This window comes from Caldibacillus sp. 210928-DFI.2.18 (genome assembly GCF_020554505.1).
GTDB classification, from domain to species: domain Bacteria; phylum Bacillota; class Bacilli; order Bacillales; family Caldibacillaceae; genus Caldifermentibacillus; species Caldifermentibacillus hisashii.
On record NZ_JAJCHL010000077.1, the window covers coordinates 1 to 14,709 of the forward strand.

At 38.1% G+C, this 14,709-nt stretch carries 12 protein-coding genes; 5 read left to right on the top strand and 7 right to left on the bottom strand.

Features of this window, described 5'->3' with window-relative positions; all coding sequences use genetic code 11:
• Nucleotides 1-384: 384 nt before the first annotated feature.
• Together LIZ98_RS13705 and LIZ98_RS13710 are read right to left on the bottom strand one after the other, a co-directional pair.
• Nucleotides 385-1,077 carry a TerC family protein gene (locus tag LIZ98_RS13705; RefSeq protein ID WP_108897570.1) on the bottom strand — a complete coding sequence of 231 codons (693 nt, stop codon included), beginning with the start codon at nucleotides 1,075-1,077 and terminating at the stop codon, nucleotides 385-387.
• 456 nt (nucleotides 1,078-1,533) lie between these two features.
• Nucleotides 1,534-2,868, bottom strand: coding sequence for an oligosaccharide flippase family protein (locus LIZ98_RS13710; protein ID WP_108897569.1), 1,335 nt, complete (start codon nucleotides 2,866-2,868; stop codon nucleotides 1,534-1,536).
• A 574-nt stretch (nucleotides 2,869-3,442) separates the two neighbouring features.
• Here LIZ98_RS13710 and pflB point away from each other — a divergent pair.
• From pflB to LIZ98_RS13725, 3 genes are all read left to right on the top strand, one after another.
• Nucleotides 3,443-5,674: a formate C-acetyltransferase gene (pflB, locus tag LIZ98_RS13715; protein WP_227139959.1), complete on the top strand. Its 2,232-nt coding sequence runs from the start codon at nucleotides 3,443-3,445 to the stop codon at nucleotides 5,672-5,674.
• A 215-nt stretch (nucleotides 5,675-5,889) separates the two neighbouring features.
• Nucleotides 5,890-6,633 (top strand): pyruvate formate-lyase-activating protein, encoded by a 744-nt coding sequence (gene pflA, locus LIZ98_RS13720; protein ID WP_227139960.1) that lies wholly within the window; start codon nucleotides 5,890-5,892, stop codon nucleotides 6,631-6,633.
• Between the two features lie 198 nt (nucleotides 6,634-6,831).
• The gene (locus tag LIZ98_RS13725; RefSeq protein ID WP_227139961.1) at nucleotides 6,832-7,452 is read left to right on the top strand and encodes a DUF3298 and DUF4163 domain-containing protein; all 621 of its coding nucleotides are present in this window, start codon (nucleotides 6,832-6,834) and stop codon (nucleotides 7,450-7,452) included.
• A 366-nt stretch (nucleotides 7,453-7,818) separates the two neighbouring features.
• Here the strand turns inward: LIZ98_RS13725 and LIZ98_RS13730 are convergent, their stop codons facing one another.
• The 4 genes from LIZ98_RS13730 to LIZ98_RS13745 form a co-directional block, all read right to left on the bottom strand.
• Complete coding sequence (locus LIZ98_RS13730; RefSeq protein ID WP_227139962.1) at nucleotides 7,819-8,418, bottom strand: response regulator transcription factor; 600 nt, start codon at nucleotides 8,416-8,418, stop codon at nucleotides 7,819-7,821.
• Nucleotides 8,415-9,539 carry a sensor histidine kinase gene (locus LIZ98_RS13735; RefSeq protein WP_227139963.1) on the bottom strand — a complete coding sequence of 375 codons (1,125 nt, stop codon included), beginning with the start codon at nucleotides 9,537-9,539 and terminating at the stop codon, nucleotides 8,415-8,417. The genes LIZ98_RS13730 and LIZ98_RS13735 overlap by 4 nt, the downstream gene beginning before the upstream one ends.
• Before the next feature lie 204 nt (nucleotides 9,540-9,743).
• Complete coding sequence (gene desA, locus LIZ98_RS13740; RefSeq protein WP_227139964.1) at nucleotides 9,744-10,802, bottom strand: Delta(5) desaturase DesA; 1,059 nt, start codon at nucleotides 10,800-10,802, stop codon at nucleotides 9,744-9,746.
• Between the two features lie 320 nt (nucleotides 10,803-11,122).
• Complete coding sequence (locus tag LIZ98_RS13745; RefSeq protein ID WP_227139965.1) at nucleotides 11,123-11,776, bottom strand: SIMPL domain-containing protein; 654 nt, start codon at nucleotides 11,774-11,776, stop codon at nucleotides 11,123-11,125.
• A 218-nt stretch (nucleotides 11,777-11,994) separates the two neighbouring features.
• On the opposite strand from LIZ98_RS13745, the gene LIZ98_RS13750 reads away from it, so the two are divergent.
• Complete coding sequence (locus tag LIZ98_RS13750; RefSeq protein ID WP_227139966.1) at nucleotides 11,995-13,554, top strand: ABC-F family ATP-binding cassette domain-containing protein; 1,560 nt, start codon at nucleotides 11,995-11,997, stop codon at nucleotides 13,552-13,554.
• Between the two features lie 223 nt (nucleotides 13,555-13,777).
• Nucleotides 13,778-14,305: an NADPH-dependent FMN reductase gene (locus LIZ98_RS13755; protein ID WP_041845317.1), complete on the top strand. Its 528-nt coding sequence runs from the start codon at nucleotides 13,778-13,780 to the stop codon at nucleotides 14,303-14,305.
• Nucleotides 14,306-14,347: 42 nt separating this feature from the next.
• Here LIZ98_RS13755 and LIZ98_RS13760 read toward each other — a convergent pair.
• On the bottom strand, nucleotides 14,348-14,709 hold a 362-nt coding region (locus LIZ98_RS13760; RefSeq protein WP_227203094.1), incomplete at its 5' end, for a hypothetical protein.

Below are 14,709 nucleotides of genomic sequence, written 5' to 3' on the forward strand. Positions count from 1 at the left end.
GCCGGAAACTTCATTTTTTGGCGACGAGACCCTTTCTCGTCGTCGTTTTGAGGCGCGAAACTCCTTTTTTTGGCGACGAGACCTGTTCTCGTCGTCACTTTTGGGCAGGATACTCCCTTTTTTGGCGACGAGACCCCATCTCACAGTCATATAAAGAAAACTCGGCGATTGCTGAGCCTTTAGGCGAGAGCAGAGCCGTAGTTCACCGAAAAAATATAAAATTTTTTGGACTGCGATGTATTCCAGTGAAGTTTTCCTTATGCACTTATACTTAATTCTTAAAATTTCCAACTACGTCTAAGTCGCTTCTTTGCTGGAAATTTATACTTCTTAACGTACAAAAAAGGCTCCCCGACCGGAGAACCCTTTTCGTATTAACTATATTTAATGACTGGAACTAGGTTGTCCCCATTTTTTATTGCTTAAGTAACCTAATAATAACACAACAGCTGTGACCACAATCGCAAAAATACGAGTAAGCACACCTTGCTCAATATTTAACAAATCTGCAATCCGTTCATCACCTGTAATCATATTACTGGCTGTCCAAGCTAATATCGCCGAACCAATATATGGTACAATGGAAAACCGTTCCATCAAGCGAACAATTAATTTCGAGCCAAAAACCATAATTGGGATACTAACAAGAACCCCTAAGAAAATCAGTAAAATATGACCACCTGAAGCACCGGCGATTGCTACGACATTATCCAAACTCATAACCGCATCGGCCATGATGATTGTCCAAATCGCTTGCAATGTTGAGTCTTTTGCTTTTACATCTTTGCTATCATCGTGATTCACTAATACCTTGTAAGAAATCCACAGTAATAAAAGACCGCCGAAGAAATGTACATAGGGTATCCCCAACAGGACGGCAATAACACTGGCGAATAACACCCGCAAAACGACTGCCCCGGCTGTCCCCCATAAAATTGCCACATTTCTCTTTTTCTTTGGTAATTTTCTTGTGGCCATAGCGATGACAACAGCATTATCTCCGGAAAGAATAATATCGATCGCAATGATTTTTAATACAGCAACTACAGTCGCTAATGACCAAGCAAGTTCCAACATCAATCCTTCTCTCTACCATATTTTAAAATAATCCATTATCAAAAATTCTTTCAAGAACAACAATAGAAATCATGAAAATGACATTAAATTTATTTTATCTCTATTTTTTTTATCCATCAACAATAAAGTTTTTCATCATACGAATCGAATTTACTCTTAATGTCTCACATATCTTTATCTGTATGCAACTACCAAGTTAACAATTTTTGGCGCAAATAATGAAAAATATTTGTTACACATAAGAAAAGCACAAAATACTGCTTTCACAAATATATGTATCTCCATGCAGTAACCAAGTTAACAATTTTTGGTGCGTACAATATGAAAATTTATCAGCTAATTTGTATTCTTCACCCCAAAGGCGCTAAATACAGCTTTCATATCCTTGTGGAGCGAGATAATAAAATTTAACCAGTGTTTCTATACGATAAATAAAGGGAAAATGCTACCTATCCCTCAATGTGGAATGAACATCTCCCCTTTTCTTAGTGACAAAGGTGATATACCAATTTTTTTGCAAATCGTAAAATAATGCAACAACATTAAAAGAACCGCTCCCATATTCATTCCGACGATGATCCCATCCATGACAAAATGCTCATTTGAACCAAGAAAATAAATCATCAAAAAAGAAATAATCGTCGTCCATATATTATGTAAAAATGCATCTTTAACCAAGTTCATTCCAATCAAAAACGCTTGAAATGGAATGGTATAATAATGAAGAAAAAAATAAGGCAACATTAGCTGAAAAAAATAGGATGCTGTTGCTGAATTCACAAATATTCCCGTTAACTCATCGGCAAAATAGTAGAAGCCTATAGTGACAGGAATCCCATATAAAGAAGTCAATAAAATAACACGCTTCAACAATTGCAGCAATTGTTCATGGTTGTGACTGGCAAATGCTTGTGAAACATTCGGGATTAAAACAGTCATTAATGAATGGGCAATAAAGGCCGGAAAAAAGCCGATCGTCATCGCAACACCTGAAATTAACCCAAAATTTTCCGTCGCTTCTCCCATTGATAAACCGGCAGCAACTAAAGTATACTTAATCAAGAACGGTTGGATGGCATGGGTCAAAGAATGGAATATTCTCATGGCAGTTGTTGGCACGGAAACTTCCATTAAACTTTTCGCCAGTTGACTCTTAGGGATATTTACGACTGGTCGGTTTTTTAAATACCTTAGCTGCAAAACATAAGCACTGATCAAATAAATAAAAACAAGCAGCTCACCGCCAATTAATGAAAATAACGCAATCAAAATAGCAACTTCAAGCTGAAAATCAAACATTTGATAAATAAATACAAGGATAAAAAGTTGTGTACTCCTTTTCAGCAAATTCGAAACAGCAACTTGTCCCATTTTTTGAATACCGACAAAATAACCCCGGGCAATGGAAGAAATCGATACAATCGGGACTAATAGCAAAATAACCCAGCGAATCAGCGGGTGGATCTCACTAAAAATCGGGAAAATCATAAAAATTAGTATTGAAACCGTTAATAAAATTGAAATGAAAATTATTGTCAGTTTCATAGCATATTTTAACATGGTCAAATGATAAAGTTCTTCCTTTTCAGCGATAAATTTTGAAATGGAAATTGGCAACTCCATGCTTGCAATGATCATGACAAGTCCAATTAATGGAATAATTGTCATGTATTGACCCACACCATATTCACCTAATTCTTTTGTTATCGTTAAATTAATTAAAAATTCAATACACTCACTTATAAAAGCTGTTGCTGCCAATAAAATGGTTCCTTTAAAAAAATTGCTCATAAATAACTCCTTTGTGTCTCAATTGATTTTCTCTGCATGATATTAGCCACTTTAACAGGCAGTAAGACCCCGCCTCAAGATTAGGAGTTTACGAGAAAATTTATGGGGAATGAACTACCCGTTAAGGTCCGATTGGTAACTAACCATAACTAACATCAGAGGGGATGAAGAAAACCCCCATCACTTTGTTTCGATTACCGAATAACATATATGATATTATATTTCTATGAGACAAGTTCAGAAATTATTAATAAATTTTAGTAATACAGTTCAGCGCTATCTTATTTTAAATATATAATACAAACATATATTCTATCATTTTTTCAGGGTTTTCTTAGTAAATGTGAATTTTATGTGAAAATCAGTGTAGAACTAACTTTTATCACATTTTTGTAAAAAAATTTGCTTTGAAATTAGTTATGAAAGTGCTATTATATTCATAGAAAGATTGTTCACTACAAAAAGATTTCAAAACTGTATCAGTAACAACATTTTACCTGTTATATATTTTTTTTAAACAAACATGTGAAATAGTGAACAAATTATATTAATATAATTTTAGGAGGCATGAGAAATGACTCAATATTGGGAAGGCTTTAAACCTGGTAAATGGCAAGAAGAAGTTGACGTGCGTGATTTCATTATTAAAAACTTTACTCCTTACACCGGTGATGAAAGTTTCTTGGAAGGTCCGACTGAATCAACAAAACAACTTTGGGATCAAGTTATGGAATTATCGAAAAAAGAACGGGAAGCTGGCGGTGTATTAGACGCTGATACGAAAGTTGTATCGACTATTACATCTCATGGTCCAGGGTATTTAAATAAAGACCTTGAACAAATCGTCGGTTTCCAAACTGACAAACCTTTCAAACGTTCGTTAATGCCATTTGGCGGTATCCGCATGGCAAAACAAGCATTGGAAGCATACGGTTTTGAACTTGACAAAGAAATTGAACATATTTTCACTGACTGGCGGAAAACTCATAACCAAGGTGTATTCGATGCGTACACGCCGGAAATGAGAGCTGCCCGTCATGCCGGAGTTATTACTGGTCTTCCAGATGCATATGGCCGTGGTCGGATTATCGGTGACTATCGTCGCGTTGCCTTATACGGTGTCGATTTCCTAATTGAACAAAAACAAAACGAATTAAATTATATCGGCGACCGTACAATGACTGACGATGTTATTCGTGAACGGGAAGAATACTCAGAACAAATTCGTGCTTTAAAAGAATTAAAACAAATGGCATTAGCTTACGGTTATGATATCAGTAAACCGGCTACCAATGCAAAAGAAGCGATTCAATGGTTATATTTTGCTTATCTTGCGGCCATTAAAGAACAAAACGGTGCAGCAATGAGCCTTGGTCGTACTTCCACTTTCTTAGATATTTACATTGAAAGAGACATAAAAAATGGTACATTAACCGAAAAAGAAGCTCAAGAATTAATTGACCATTTTATCATGAAATTGCGTCTTGTAAAATTTGCTCGTACACCTGAATACAATGAATTATATTCCGGTGACCCGACTTGGGTAACTGAATCCATCGGCGGTATTGCGCTTGACGGTCGTCCAATGGTAACAAAAACTTCATTCCGTTACTTGCACACTTTGGATAACTTAGGACCGGCTCCGGAACCGAACTTAACGATTCTTTGGTCAACAAAATTACCGGAAAACTTCAAGAAATATGCAGCAAAAATGTCGATTAAATCGAGTGCCATTCAATATGAAAACGATGATATGATGCGTGAAATTTACGGTGACGACTACGGTATCGCCTGCTGTGTATCTGCAATGAGAATCGGTAAACAAATGCAATTCTTCGGTGCCCGCGTGAACGTTGCAAAAGCTCTTCTTTATGCAATCAACGGCGGTGTCGATGAACGTATAAAAACTCAAGTTGGACCGAAATTTGCGCCAATCACTTCTGAATATCTGGATTATGATGAAGTAATGGATAAATTCGATGCCATGCTTGACTGGTTATGTGAGCTTTATGTAAATACATTAAACGTTATTCACTACATGCATGACAAATACAGTTATGAACGTTTAGAAATGGCCTTACATGATCGTGATATTTTACGGACAATGGCTTGCGGGATTGCCGGACTCTCTGTCTGTGCTGACTCGTTAAGTGCAATTAAATATGCAAAAGTAAAAACGATCCGTGACGAAAATGGGCTTGTAGTTGATTATGAAATCGAAGGCGACTTCCCTAAATATGGGAACAACGATGATCGCGTTGACCAAATTGCTGTATGGATTGTTAAAGAAGTGATGAGAAAGATTCGTAAACATCACACTTACCGGAATGCTGTTCCAACACAATCTGTCTTAACGATTACTTCAAACGTTGTATACGGTAAGAAAACTGGGAACACTCCTGATGGTCGTGAAGCCGGTAAACCATTTGCACCGGGAGCAAACCCATTGCATGGTCGTGATACAAAAGGTGCTCTTGCTTCCTTAACATCTGTTGCAAAATTACCTTATGAAGATGCTCTTGATGGTATTTCAAATACATTCACCATCACACCAAAAGCACTTGGTCGTGATGATGAATCTCAAGTAAGTAACTTAGTCGGTATGCTGGACGGTTATATGACAAAACGTGGTCACCACATAAACGTTAACGTCTTGAACCGTGAAACCTTACTAGACGCTATGGATCATCCGGAAAAATATCCACAATTAACCATTCGTGTATCCGGATATGCCGTTAACTTTATAAAATTAACTCGTGAACAACAAATCGATGTCATAAATCGTACGTTCCACGAATCAATGTAGACAGAAAAGCGAAGGCGACTGTTTAGAAACTGATAAACTGGACTGCCCCCGTAACGAGATAAAGGAATCACGGCTTGAATAAGCCGATGATGACTTATCGACGTGAAGGGGCGGGAAGTTTAGCAGTTTCTAGGAGCCGGAGCTAGACAAATTAAGAGACGGAGAAGCTATCTAATCAGCTTCTCCTCCCCTTTAAAAAGCAAGGAGGATGCAAAATGGTAACAGGTCGGATTCATTCTGTTGAATCATTTGGTGCAGTAGACGGACCCGGGTTACGATATGTTGTTTTTACCCAAGGTTGCCTACTGAGATGCCAATATTGTCACAATGCGGATACTTGGAAAATCGGGAATGGCAAAGAAATGACCGTTCAAGAAATTATGGACGATGTATTATCCTATTTACCATTCTTTGAAGCAAGCGGCGGTGGTATTACCGTCAGTGGCGGCGAACCACTTTTACAAATAGATTTTTTAATTGAACTTTTCAAGGAATGCAAGAAACACGGCATTCACACAACGATTGACAGTTCAGGCGGACCATTTAACCGTCGCCCGAATTTTATGGAAAAACTCGATGAACTTTTGCAATATACGGATTTAATTTTGCTTGATTTAAAGCATATCGATAGTGAGAAACATAAGTTTATCACAGGTATGACAAATGAACATATTCTCGACTTTGCCCAATATTTATCTGAAAAAAATATACCTGTCTGGATCCGTCATGTTTTGGTACCAACATTGACCGACTTTGACGAAGACCTGTTGCGCCTTGCCGATTTTATTAAAACACTGAATAATGTTGAAAAAATTGAAGTCTTGCCATATCACAAACTAGGTGTTTATAAATGGGAAAGCCTAGGATTGGAATATAAATTAAAAGATGTTGAACCACCTTCCCAAGAACGAGTAGAAAATGCAAAAAGAATTTTAAACGCAGCTTTAGCACATGCGTAATCCTTCCCCTTTTTATATATAGATGACTTATTAAAAAAGCAGGTATCCCCCGCCTGCTTTCTTAGTTTTTACAAAAACTTTCCACAGCATATTCCTGAACAATCATGACCATATTAAAGTACTTTTGAAATTAGGTAAATAAACCTTTTTCCTTTTAAAAGAATACAATACAGAAATTCATGTAAAGGGATGAGGAGTATGGCGGTTTCATTTCCTGTTTCAATTAAAACAGAAAAGGTTCAGGGCGGGCTGGACATCGTTTTCTATTATCCGGTTGTGTATCATCTCAAGAATAAACAAGCGGAGCATTTAATGAACCGTGCGATTGTAAACGAAACACAACAATTAATAAACACCATATTTGGCGACATACCGACAACATTAATAAGCATGCTCGGAACCTATGAAATCAAAAATAACCAGCGCGATGTGTTAAGCCTGAGCCTTGCTAATTACGGTTATCATGATCACGCTGCCCACGGGATGACTTATATCAAGTCTTTAACCTTTGATTCAAAAACCGGCCAGCAGTATCAGTTAGCCGACTTATTTAAACCGGGAAGTAATTATGTTGGGCGGTTATCCCGGTTAATTAAAGAACAAATTGCTAAGCGGGACATCTTTTTACTGGACGATTTTAAACAGATTCGTCCTAATCAAGATTTTTATATAGCTGATAAAGCACTGGTAATTTATTTTCAACTTTATGAGATTACCCCATATGCTTTTGGTTTTCCGATGTTCCCAATTTCTGTATATGATTTGATGGAGGTAATTAATGAAGAAGGACCATTAGGGAAAATGGCGGTGAACAATTGAGTTCCTTAATTTTACTTTCAAGACAGCTAAGAGTAAGGGTTGTTCCCTCCTTCTCTGATTACCCTTACCAAAAATTCCAAGAGGGATGTAAGGTTAATCATTGTTTTCGAGAGCCTCTTCTCTGATCTCCTTTACCAAAAATTTCCAGGAAAGCTGTAAGGGTTCACCACATTTACGAGATCCCTTTCTCTAACCACCCAATAAAAAGTCTCAAGGAGGAAGTAAGGGTTGAGAGAAACTCTTCACTGATCCCCCCTACCAAAAATTTCCAAGAGAAATGTAAGGGGTGATTTTCGTTTGCGAGCGCCCCTTTCTCCTCGGCATTTTCCCTACTCTTACAAAACTCGCGGTGAGTCGGCCTTTCTTCTATTTAAACCAGCCCTTTTCCTTAAATTTGGTAATGGCCTCAATACGGTTACTCACATGTAATTTATCAAGAATGACCGATACATAATTTCGGACGGTTCCTGTTGTGAGAAATAGTGTTTTGGCAATTTCCTGCGTATTTTTCCCTTCTGCAATCAACTTGATGACCTGTTCTTCCCGGGCTGTTAGCGGATTTTCTTCACTATAGGCAAGTTCAACCAGCTCCGGATCATAAACCTTTCGTCCATCCATAATCACCCGAATCATATTCGCCAACTCCTCGCTGGGACTGTCCTTTAATAAATAGCCACTGACACCTGCTGCTCTTGCCCTTTCAAAGTAACCTGCCCGAGCAAATGTTGTTAAAATGATTACTTTACAAGGATCTGTTTTTAATTGCTCTGCTGCCTCCAAACCGTTCATAACCGGCATTTCAATATCCATGATACAAACATCCGGCTTGTGTTCTTTTACCAGCTTTAATACTTCTTCCCCATTTCTGGCCATCCCAACAACCTGCATATCCTCTTCCAAATCGAGTAGAGAACCGAGCGCCCCCAATAACAACCGTTGATCCTCTGCTATGACAATCCGTATCATAATACCTCCCCCTTATGAAAAAGTGGAACCCAAATCTTCACATTTGTTCCATTTGTACGATCAATTGCTAAATTTCCGTTGACAAACTCTAGTCTCTCCCTCATCCCTCGAAGACCATGACCTTTTATGGAATCAAGTTGATCCGGAATGCCTACCCCGTTATCACGGATATGAATCGATACTTCACTTGGCGAATGGATAATTTGTACCTCACAGACGGTTGCATTACTATGTTTCACCACATTTGTCACAGCTTCCTTTAAACACATACTCAGCACATGTTCAACAAATAAAGGGGTAGATGGAAGTTCCGGATTCCCAATTAATTTAAACTCCATCTCTGCCGACTCAATCATCTGTTGGGTCCGTAACACTTCTTCTTTCAACCTTATCCGTTTCATCATAGAAACCATGTCACGGACTTCCTTTAGGGCTGTCCTTGCCGTTTGATGAATATCATAAATTTCCCTTTTTACTCGATTGGGATCTTTATCCAGCAGCTTCCCGGCTAAATCACTCTTTAAACCGATCAGTGACAGCTTTTGACCAAGAGTGTCATGGAGATCACGGGCTATCCGTTCACGTTCCTCAATTACCATCAACTGAGAGATCCGTAGATTCGCATCCGCCAGCTCTTGTTCCAGTTGTTCGCGTTTGTTCCGATTATACATAATGAACGGTAACAATATGACTCCTGTTACACTGATTACAATAAATGGCAACTGTGAGAAAAAAATTTGCTTTTGAATAAAAAAGCCGGCAACGACCGAACCGATTGTTGTTACAAGATTGATAATGTACAAGGTAATAAACCCGGCTTTCCCTTGAATATTTCCAATGAAAAATGCCAGAAACAGTGAAAAATACACATAACCAAAATATAAAGTCAACAAAGTACTTAATATGATTTCTACCGCTACAGAAACATAAACCGTCCAGCCCTTTTTTATAAAAGCGAGTCTGTATACGGCAAAAAATAACATAATCATGATAATCCCAATCACAATTTCAGTGGGCGTGGATGAAACGATAACAAAATAAAATGGCAGAAGACAAAAGATGATCCACGCATAAATACTAATTCCGGTATTTTTTGAAAATATTTGATACCATTTTTGCATCGGTCTTTCCCCTTGTATACAGACTTTTTAGTAAGTATATCAAAAAACCCTTCTCGAATTAAATGGAAGGGCATTTTAAAGGGACATTTTTTTATACGTTCCGGCTAGGATGTAAATTCGACGTAGCGGGAAATTTTAAGAATTAAGGATACGTGTAAATCGGCTCTGCCTTCGCATAAAGGCTCGTCACTCACCAAGTTTTCTTTACTTTTCTTGAATGTTCGGTCTTCCGGTACCCAAATGTAAACGGGCTCCTGTTGTTTTTATTCGTTCTTTATATTCTTTAAAACTTAAGAAGGACATGGTCTCTTGATCATATAAACGAAAGCGAATTGATTTTAGACTTGTTGCTAAAGTAATGGTTGTTGCTTTTTGCAATGGCGGTGTTGATTCATGGGCCTCTTCTAAGTGATAGTTCGGTATTCTTGGAGCTAAATGGTGAACATGGTGGTAGCCGATACTTCCTGTTATCCATTCCAAAACTTTCGGAAGCTTGTAATATGAACTCCCTTCGACTGCGGCTTTTACGTAATCCCATTCTTCTTCATTTTCGAAATAAGAATCCTCAAAGGTATGTTGGACATAAAATAGCCAAATACCGAGTACACCGGCGATATACATAATAGGCACTTGAACAATTAAAAATGATTGCCAGCCGATCGCCCAAATTAACAACGCGTAAATGGCAACAATGGAAACATTAATTAAATACGTATTCCACCGTTCCTTCCGTTTTGCGCCTTTCCGATTAAACCGGTTCGATATGAAGAAAAGATATAGCGGGCCTAGCCCAAATAATATAAACGGATTTCGGTAAAGTCTATATCCCAACTTTTTCCAAAATGATGCTTCGGTATATTCTTGCACCGTCATGACCCAAACATCACCTGTGCCCCGTTTATCTAAATTGCTGCTTGTTGCATGGTGGATGGCATGATCTCGTTTCCATTTTTCAAAGGGAAAGTGTGTAATAATTCCGGTAATCGTCCCAACAACTCGGTTTGCTTTACCGTTTTTAAAAAATGACATATGTGTACAATCGTGGAAAATGATAAAAATCCGGACGACAAAGCCTGCCGCAATGACAGAAAAACATAAAGACAGCCAAATGGAAATCGCCAAACTTTGATAGGCAAGAATCCAAAGCAGAAGAAAGGGAACGATTGAATTAATGATTTGTAACACACTCTTTCTCGTTTCAGACTTTGCAAAAGGGGCAACACTCTTTTTCAATTGTACCTGTTTTTCTTTATCCTTGCTCATATTTTCCTCCTAAAATAATGATTCTTTAATTTTCTATTTTAGAAGGAAAACTTTGTCTTTATTAGTCATAAACGTCAAGAGATGAGTATGATAAATGTCATATGTTTTGGTTTTTCATTATGAAAAATGGTTGCACGAGACGCCTATTTTTCAAAAAAACTAAGGCTCAAACTGCAATACATTGTGTCTTCATACGATATTTGGCGCAAATCTTTCCATAAAACCTTTTTGGATTCTAAGCAAAAATCAATATAAAAACTTTGCGATTAGACTAGCCTTGTAGGTCAAAGTCTACAACCAAAACTTTTTTTCCGCAAAAATCAATATAAAAACTTTGCGATTAGACTAGCCTCAATTTGCAACGTCCCCGGCTCAATCGGTGTGCTGGCCCCGGCAACTTTTTCCAGGGTAAAAGTTTGATAAGGGACAGGGACCACACCTTGCCTTGTCTCCGTAATTTCAATTGGAATCGGTTGAAAAACAACACCCAACCCATTTGTAATTGTTCTCGCCTTCGCGTGCGCATCTGATAATGCCAACGTCAAAGCCTCATGATATTTTGCCGACCGATTCGATGTATCAAAGCGAATATTAAAAATGATATTCGCCCCTTGTGCCACCGCTGTATCGACAACAAGCCCGATTTGACCAATGTTTTCGACCCGAACTTCCAATAAATGCCGAACTTCATAGGCACGAAAAATCTGCTTTCCATCGACAAAATCATATACATTGTCAATCCGGTATTCCACCGACCGGATATGATTCTGATTGATGCCAAGTGCAAGCAGCGCCTGGATGACATTGTTTGAGGCAACACTATTTTCAGCCTGTGCTGTCTGTAAATTTTTATTTTCTCTGACTATACCAATTGTGATGAATGCCAAATTCGGTTCGACATGCACTTTTCCCTCACCAAAAACAGTAAGCACATTGGCATTTCTCATTGGCAGCCCATTCCGATAATAAACCATCGCCCACACCTCCCTTCCCTTGATATATATTCGAGCCTCTTGCGTTTTGTTAAATTTTCCTGCTACCATAAATAAAATTTTACCGTTATAATGAAAAGGATGTCTATTAAAGAACGGTATGCTTGGCTGATTTTCTTCGTTCGTTATTGATTTTAAATTATTATAAAAAAGATGTTTATCAAAGAACGGTATGAGTATTTAATTTAAAGGAGTGCCTTATGAGTATTTTAAATGTAGAAAAATTAAGTCATGGCTTTGGCGACAGGGCCATTTTTGAAGATGTTTCATTCCGGCTGTTAAAAGGGGAACATATTGGCCTTGTCGGTGCCAATGGAGAAGGTAAATCAACATTTATGAATATTATTACCGGGAAATTGCAGCCGGATGAAGGGAAAATTGAATGGGCAAAACGGGTTCGGGTCGGCTATCTTGACCAACATGCTGTCCTCGAAAAAGGGATGACGATTCGTGATGTGTTAAAAAGTGCATTCCAATATTTATTTGATATGGAAGAAGAAATGAATGCGTTGTTTGCCAAAATGGGGGAAGCCTCACCGGAAGAGCTTGAAGCTTTGCTGGAAGAAACCGGAACAATGCAAGATTTGCTAACCCATAACGATTTTTATTTAATCGATGCAAAAGTGGAAGAAATTGCCCGTGGTCTTGGGTTGACGGATATTGGTCTTGACCGTGATGTTCATGATTTAAGCGGCGGTCAACGGACAAAAGTATTGTTGGCGAAATTGCTGTTGGAAAAACCGGATATTTTATTACTGGACGAGCCGACCAACTTTTTGGACGTTCAGCATATTGAGTGGTTGAAACGGTATTTACAGGAATATGAAAATGCTTTTATCTTAATCTCCCATGATATTCCCTTTTTAAATAGTGTAATCAATTTAATTTATCATATGGAAAATCGGGAACTCACCCGTTATGTCGGCAACTATGATGATTTTTTGCGCGTTTATGAAATGAAAAAGCAACAATTGGAAGCAGCGTTCAAAAGACAACAACAGGAAATTGCCGAGTTGAAAGATTTTGTTGCTCGGAATAAAGCCCGTGTTGCGACAAGAAATATGGCGATGTCGAGGCAGAAAAAGCTGGATAAAATGGAAGTAATTGAACTTGCCGCAGAAAAACCAAAACCTTCCTTCAAGTTTAAAGAAGCTCGTACAGCCGGCCGGGTTATTTTTGAAACAAAGGAATTGGTTATCGGTTACAATGGCGATCCGCTTTCGAAAGCTTTGAATTTGAAAATGGAACGCGGCCAAAAAATTGCCATTGTCGGGGCGAACGGGATTGGGAAAACGACCTTGTTAAGGAGTATTCTTGGCGAAATTGCCCCGGTGTCAGGTCATGTAGAGTTAGGCGATTATCTTCATATCGGTTATTTTGAGCAAGAAATCAAAACTGCTAATGCCAATACTTGCCTGGATGAAATCTGGAACGAATTCCCCCATATGACTCAATATGAAGTGCGTGCAGCCCTTGCCAAATGCGGTTTGACGACGAAACATATTGAAAGTAAGGTTGATGTGTTAAGCGGTGGTGAAAAAGCGAAAGTCCGTTTATGCAAATTGATTAATAGAGAATCGAATGTCCTTGTCCTCGACGAACCGACGAACCATCTTGACGTTGACGCCAAAGAGGAGTTGAAACGTGCCTTGAAAGAGTACAGAGGCAGCATCCTTCTCATAAGCCATGAACCGGAATTTTACGAAGATATTGTCACGAATGTGTGGAACGGGGAAACGTGGACGACGAAGGTATTATAATGTTTATTTTTAAGGATCTTATTTTGAGGTCCTGGTTTTTATTTAAGATTGTGGTCATGATTCCTGTCTGTTGAAAATTCCAATTTCATGGTCGATAAAGGTTTTTCAGAATCCCATTTAAAGATCCTGATTTTTATTAGAAATCGTGATTGTGATTCCGGTTTGAAAATCCCAAATTCGAGCTATATACTTAAAATGAAACCATAAAGGGAGGGAACATCGTTTGAAATTCGTTGGCTTATCAGGTGCATTAACAGGGCATAAAACTTCACACATGGTTTTTAAAGTACTCCATGCCGCAAAATTGCAAAATCAAGATATTGAAATAGAATTGATTGATTTAAAGGACTATGATGTGGAATTCATGCGGGGTTATCCACTTTCCTATTATAATGATGACACACAACTTGTTGTAAATAAACTACTAGAAGCGGACTGTATTGTTATTGGAACGCCAATCTACCAAGCTTCCATTTCCGGCAGTTTAAAAAATTTGTTGGATTTTTTACCTGAAAGAGCTTTTCGGGATAAAATTGTCGGGTTTATTTCAACTGCCGGTTCTGATAAATATTTTCTCGTCGCTGAATATCATTTAAGACCCATTATTCAATTTCTTGGAGGCGTTGTACCTTCCCGAAATGTATTTGTTCCCGACAGTAGTTTTAATGTTGAAAGCGAAATTGATGACGATCTTATTGATAGGAGAATTATGAAATTTTCCGAGGAATTCTTGAAGTTATCAAAGAAGTAAATGTGTTAGGGGTCTGTGCGATGAACCTCTTTTAGCGTGTGATCATGCATGGACTTGAATAATTCTATCGCTAATTTTTATACATGCTATATCGTAGCTATTACCAGTTGTGGCATTCTGTCGGACAGACTCATGGAGCATTTCTCGGGGACAGCTTGCCATTCTTCTATGCAAAATTTGCTTTGTCAGCCGGTCTCGATACCAATTTTTCATTACTTTGCACTTAATTTGGTTTTTAGAACCCGTCTCGATGCTAGATTTCGTTTTTTCAACGCTTGATTTTTCACCGACAGCCGTTCTTGCAGTCAATTTTTCATTCTTCAAATCATAATTTGGGATTGAGACCCTTTCTATGAGACAGTTTCGCTTTAATTTTTGATAGTTTTGTCTCATACAATGCGATT

Bases quoted from the DNA above. Each gene is read 5' to 3' on its own strand.
- LIZ98_RS13745 (WP_227139965.1), bottom strand. From the start codon at position 11,776: ATGGTTTATTATCGGAATGGGCTGCCAATGAGAAATGCCAATGTGCTT.
- desA (WP_227139964.1), bottom strand. From the start codon at position 10,802: ATGAGCAAGGATAAAGAAAAACAGGTACAATTGAAAAAGAGTGTTGCC.
- LIZ98_RS13735 (WP_227139963.1), bottom strand. From the start codon at position 9,539: ATGCAAAAATGGTATCAAATATTTTCAAAAAATACCGGAATTAGTATT.
- pflB (WP_227139959.1), top strand. From the start codon at position 3,443: ATGACTCAATATTGGGAAGGCTTTAAACCTGGTAAATGGCAAGAAGAA.
- LIZ98_RS13705 (WP_108897570.1), bottom strand. From the start codon at position 1,077: ATGTTGGAACTTGCTTGGTCATTAGCGACTGTAGTTGCTGTATTAAAA.
- LIZ98_RS13710 (WP_108897569.1), bottom strand. From the start codon at position 2,868: ATGAGCAATTTTTTTAAAGGAACCATTTTATTGGCAGCAACAGCTTTT.
- LIZ98_RS13730 (WP_227139962.1), bottom strand. From the start codon at position 8,418: ATGATACGGATTGTCATAGCAGAGGATCAACGGTTGTTATTGGGGGCG.
- LIZ98_RS13725 (WP_227139961.1), top strand. From the start codon at position 6,832: ATGGCGGTTTCATTTCCTGTTTCAATTAAAACAGAAAAGGTTCAGGGC.
- LIZ98_RS13750 (WP_227139966.1), top strand. From the start codon at position 11,995: ATGAGTATTTTAAATGTAGAAAAATTAAGTCATGGCTTTGGCGACAGG.
- pflA (WP_227139960.1), top strand. From the start codon at position 5,890: ATGGTAACAGGTCGGATTCATTCTGTTGAATCATTTGGTGCAGTAGAC.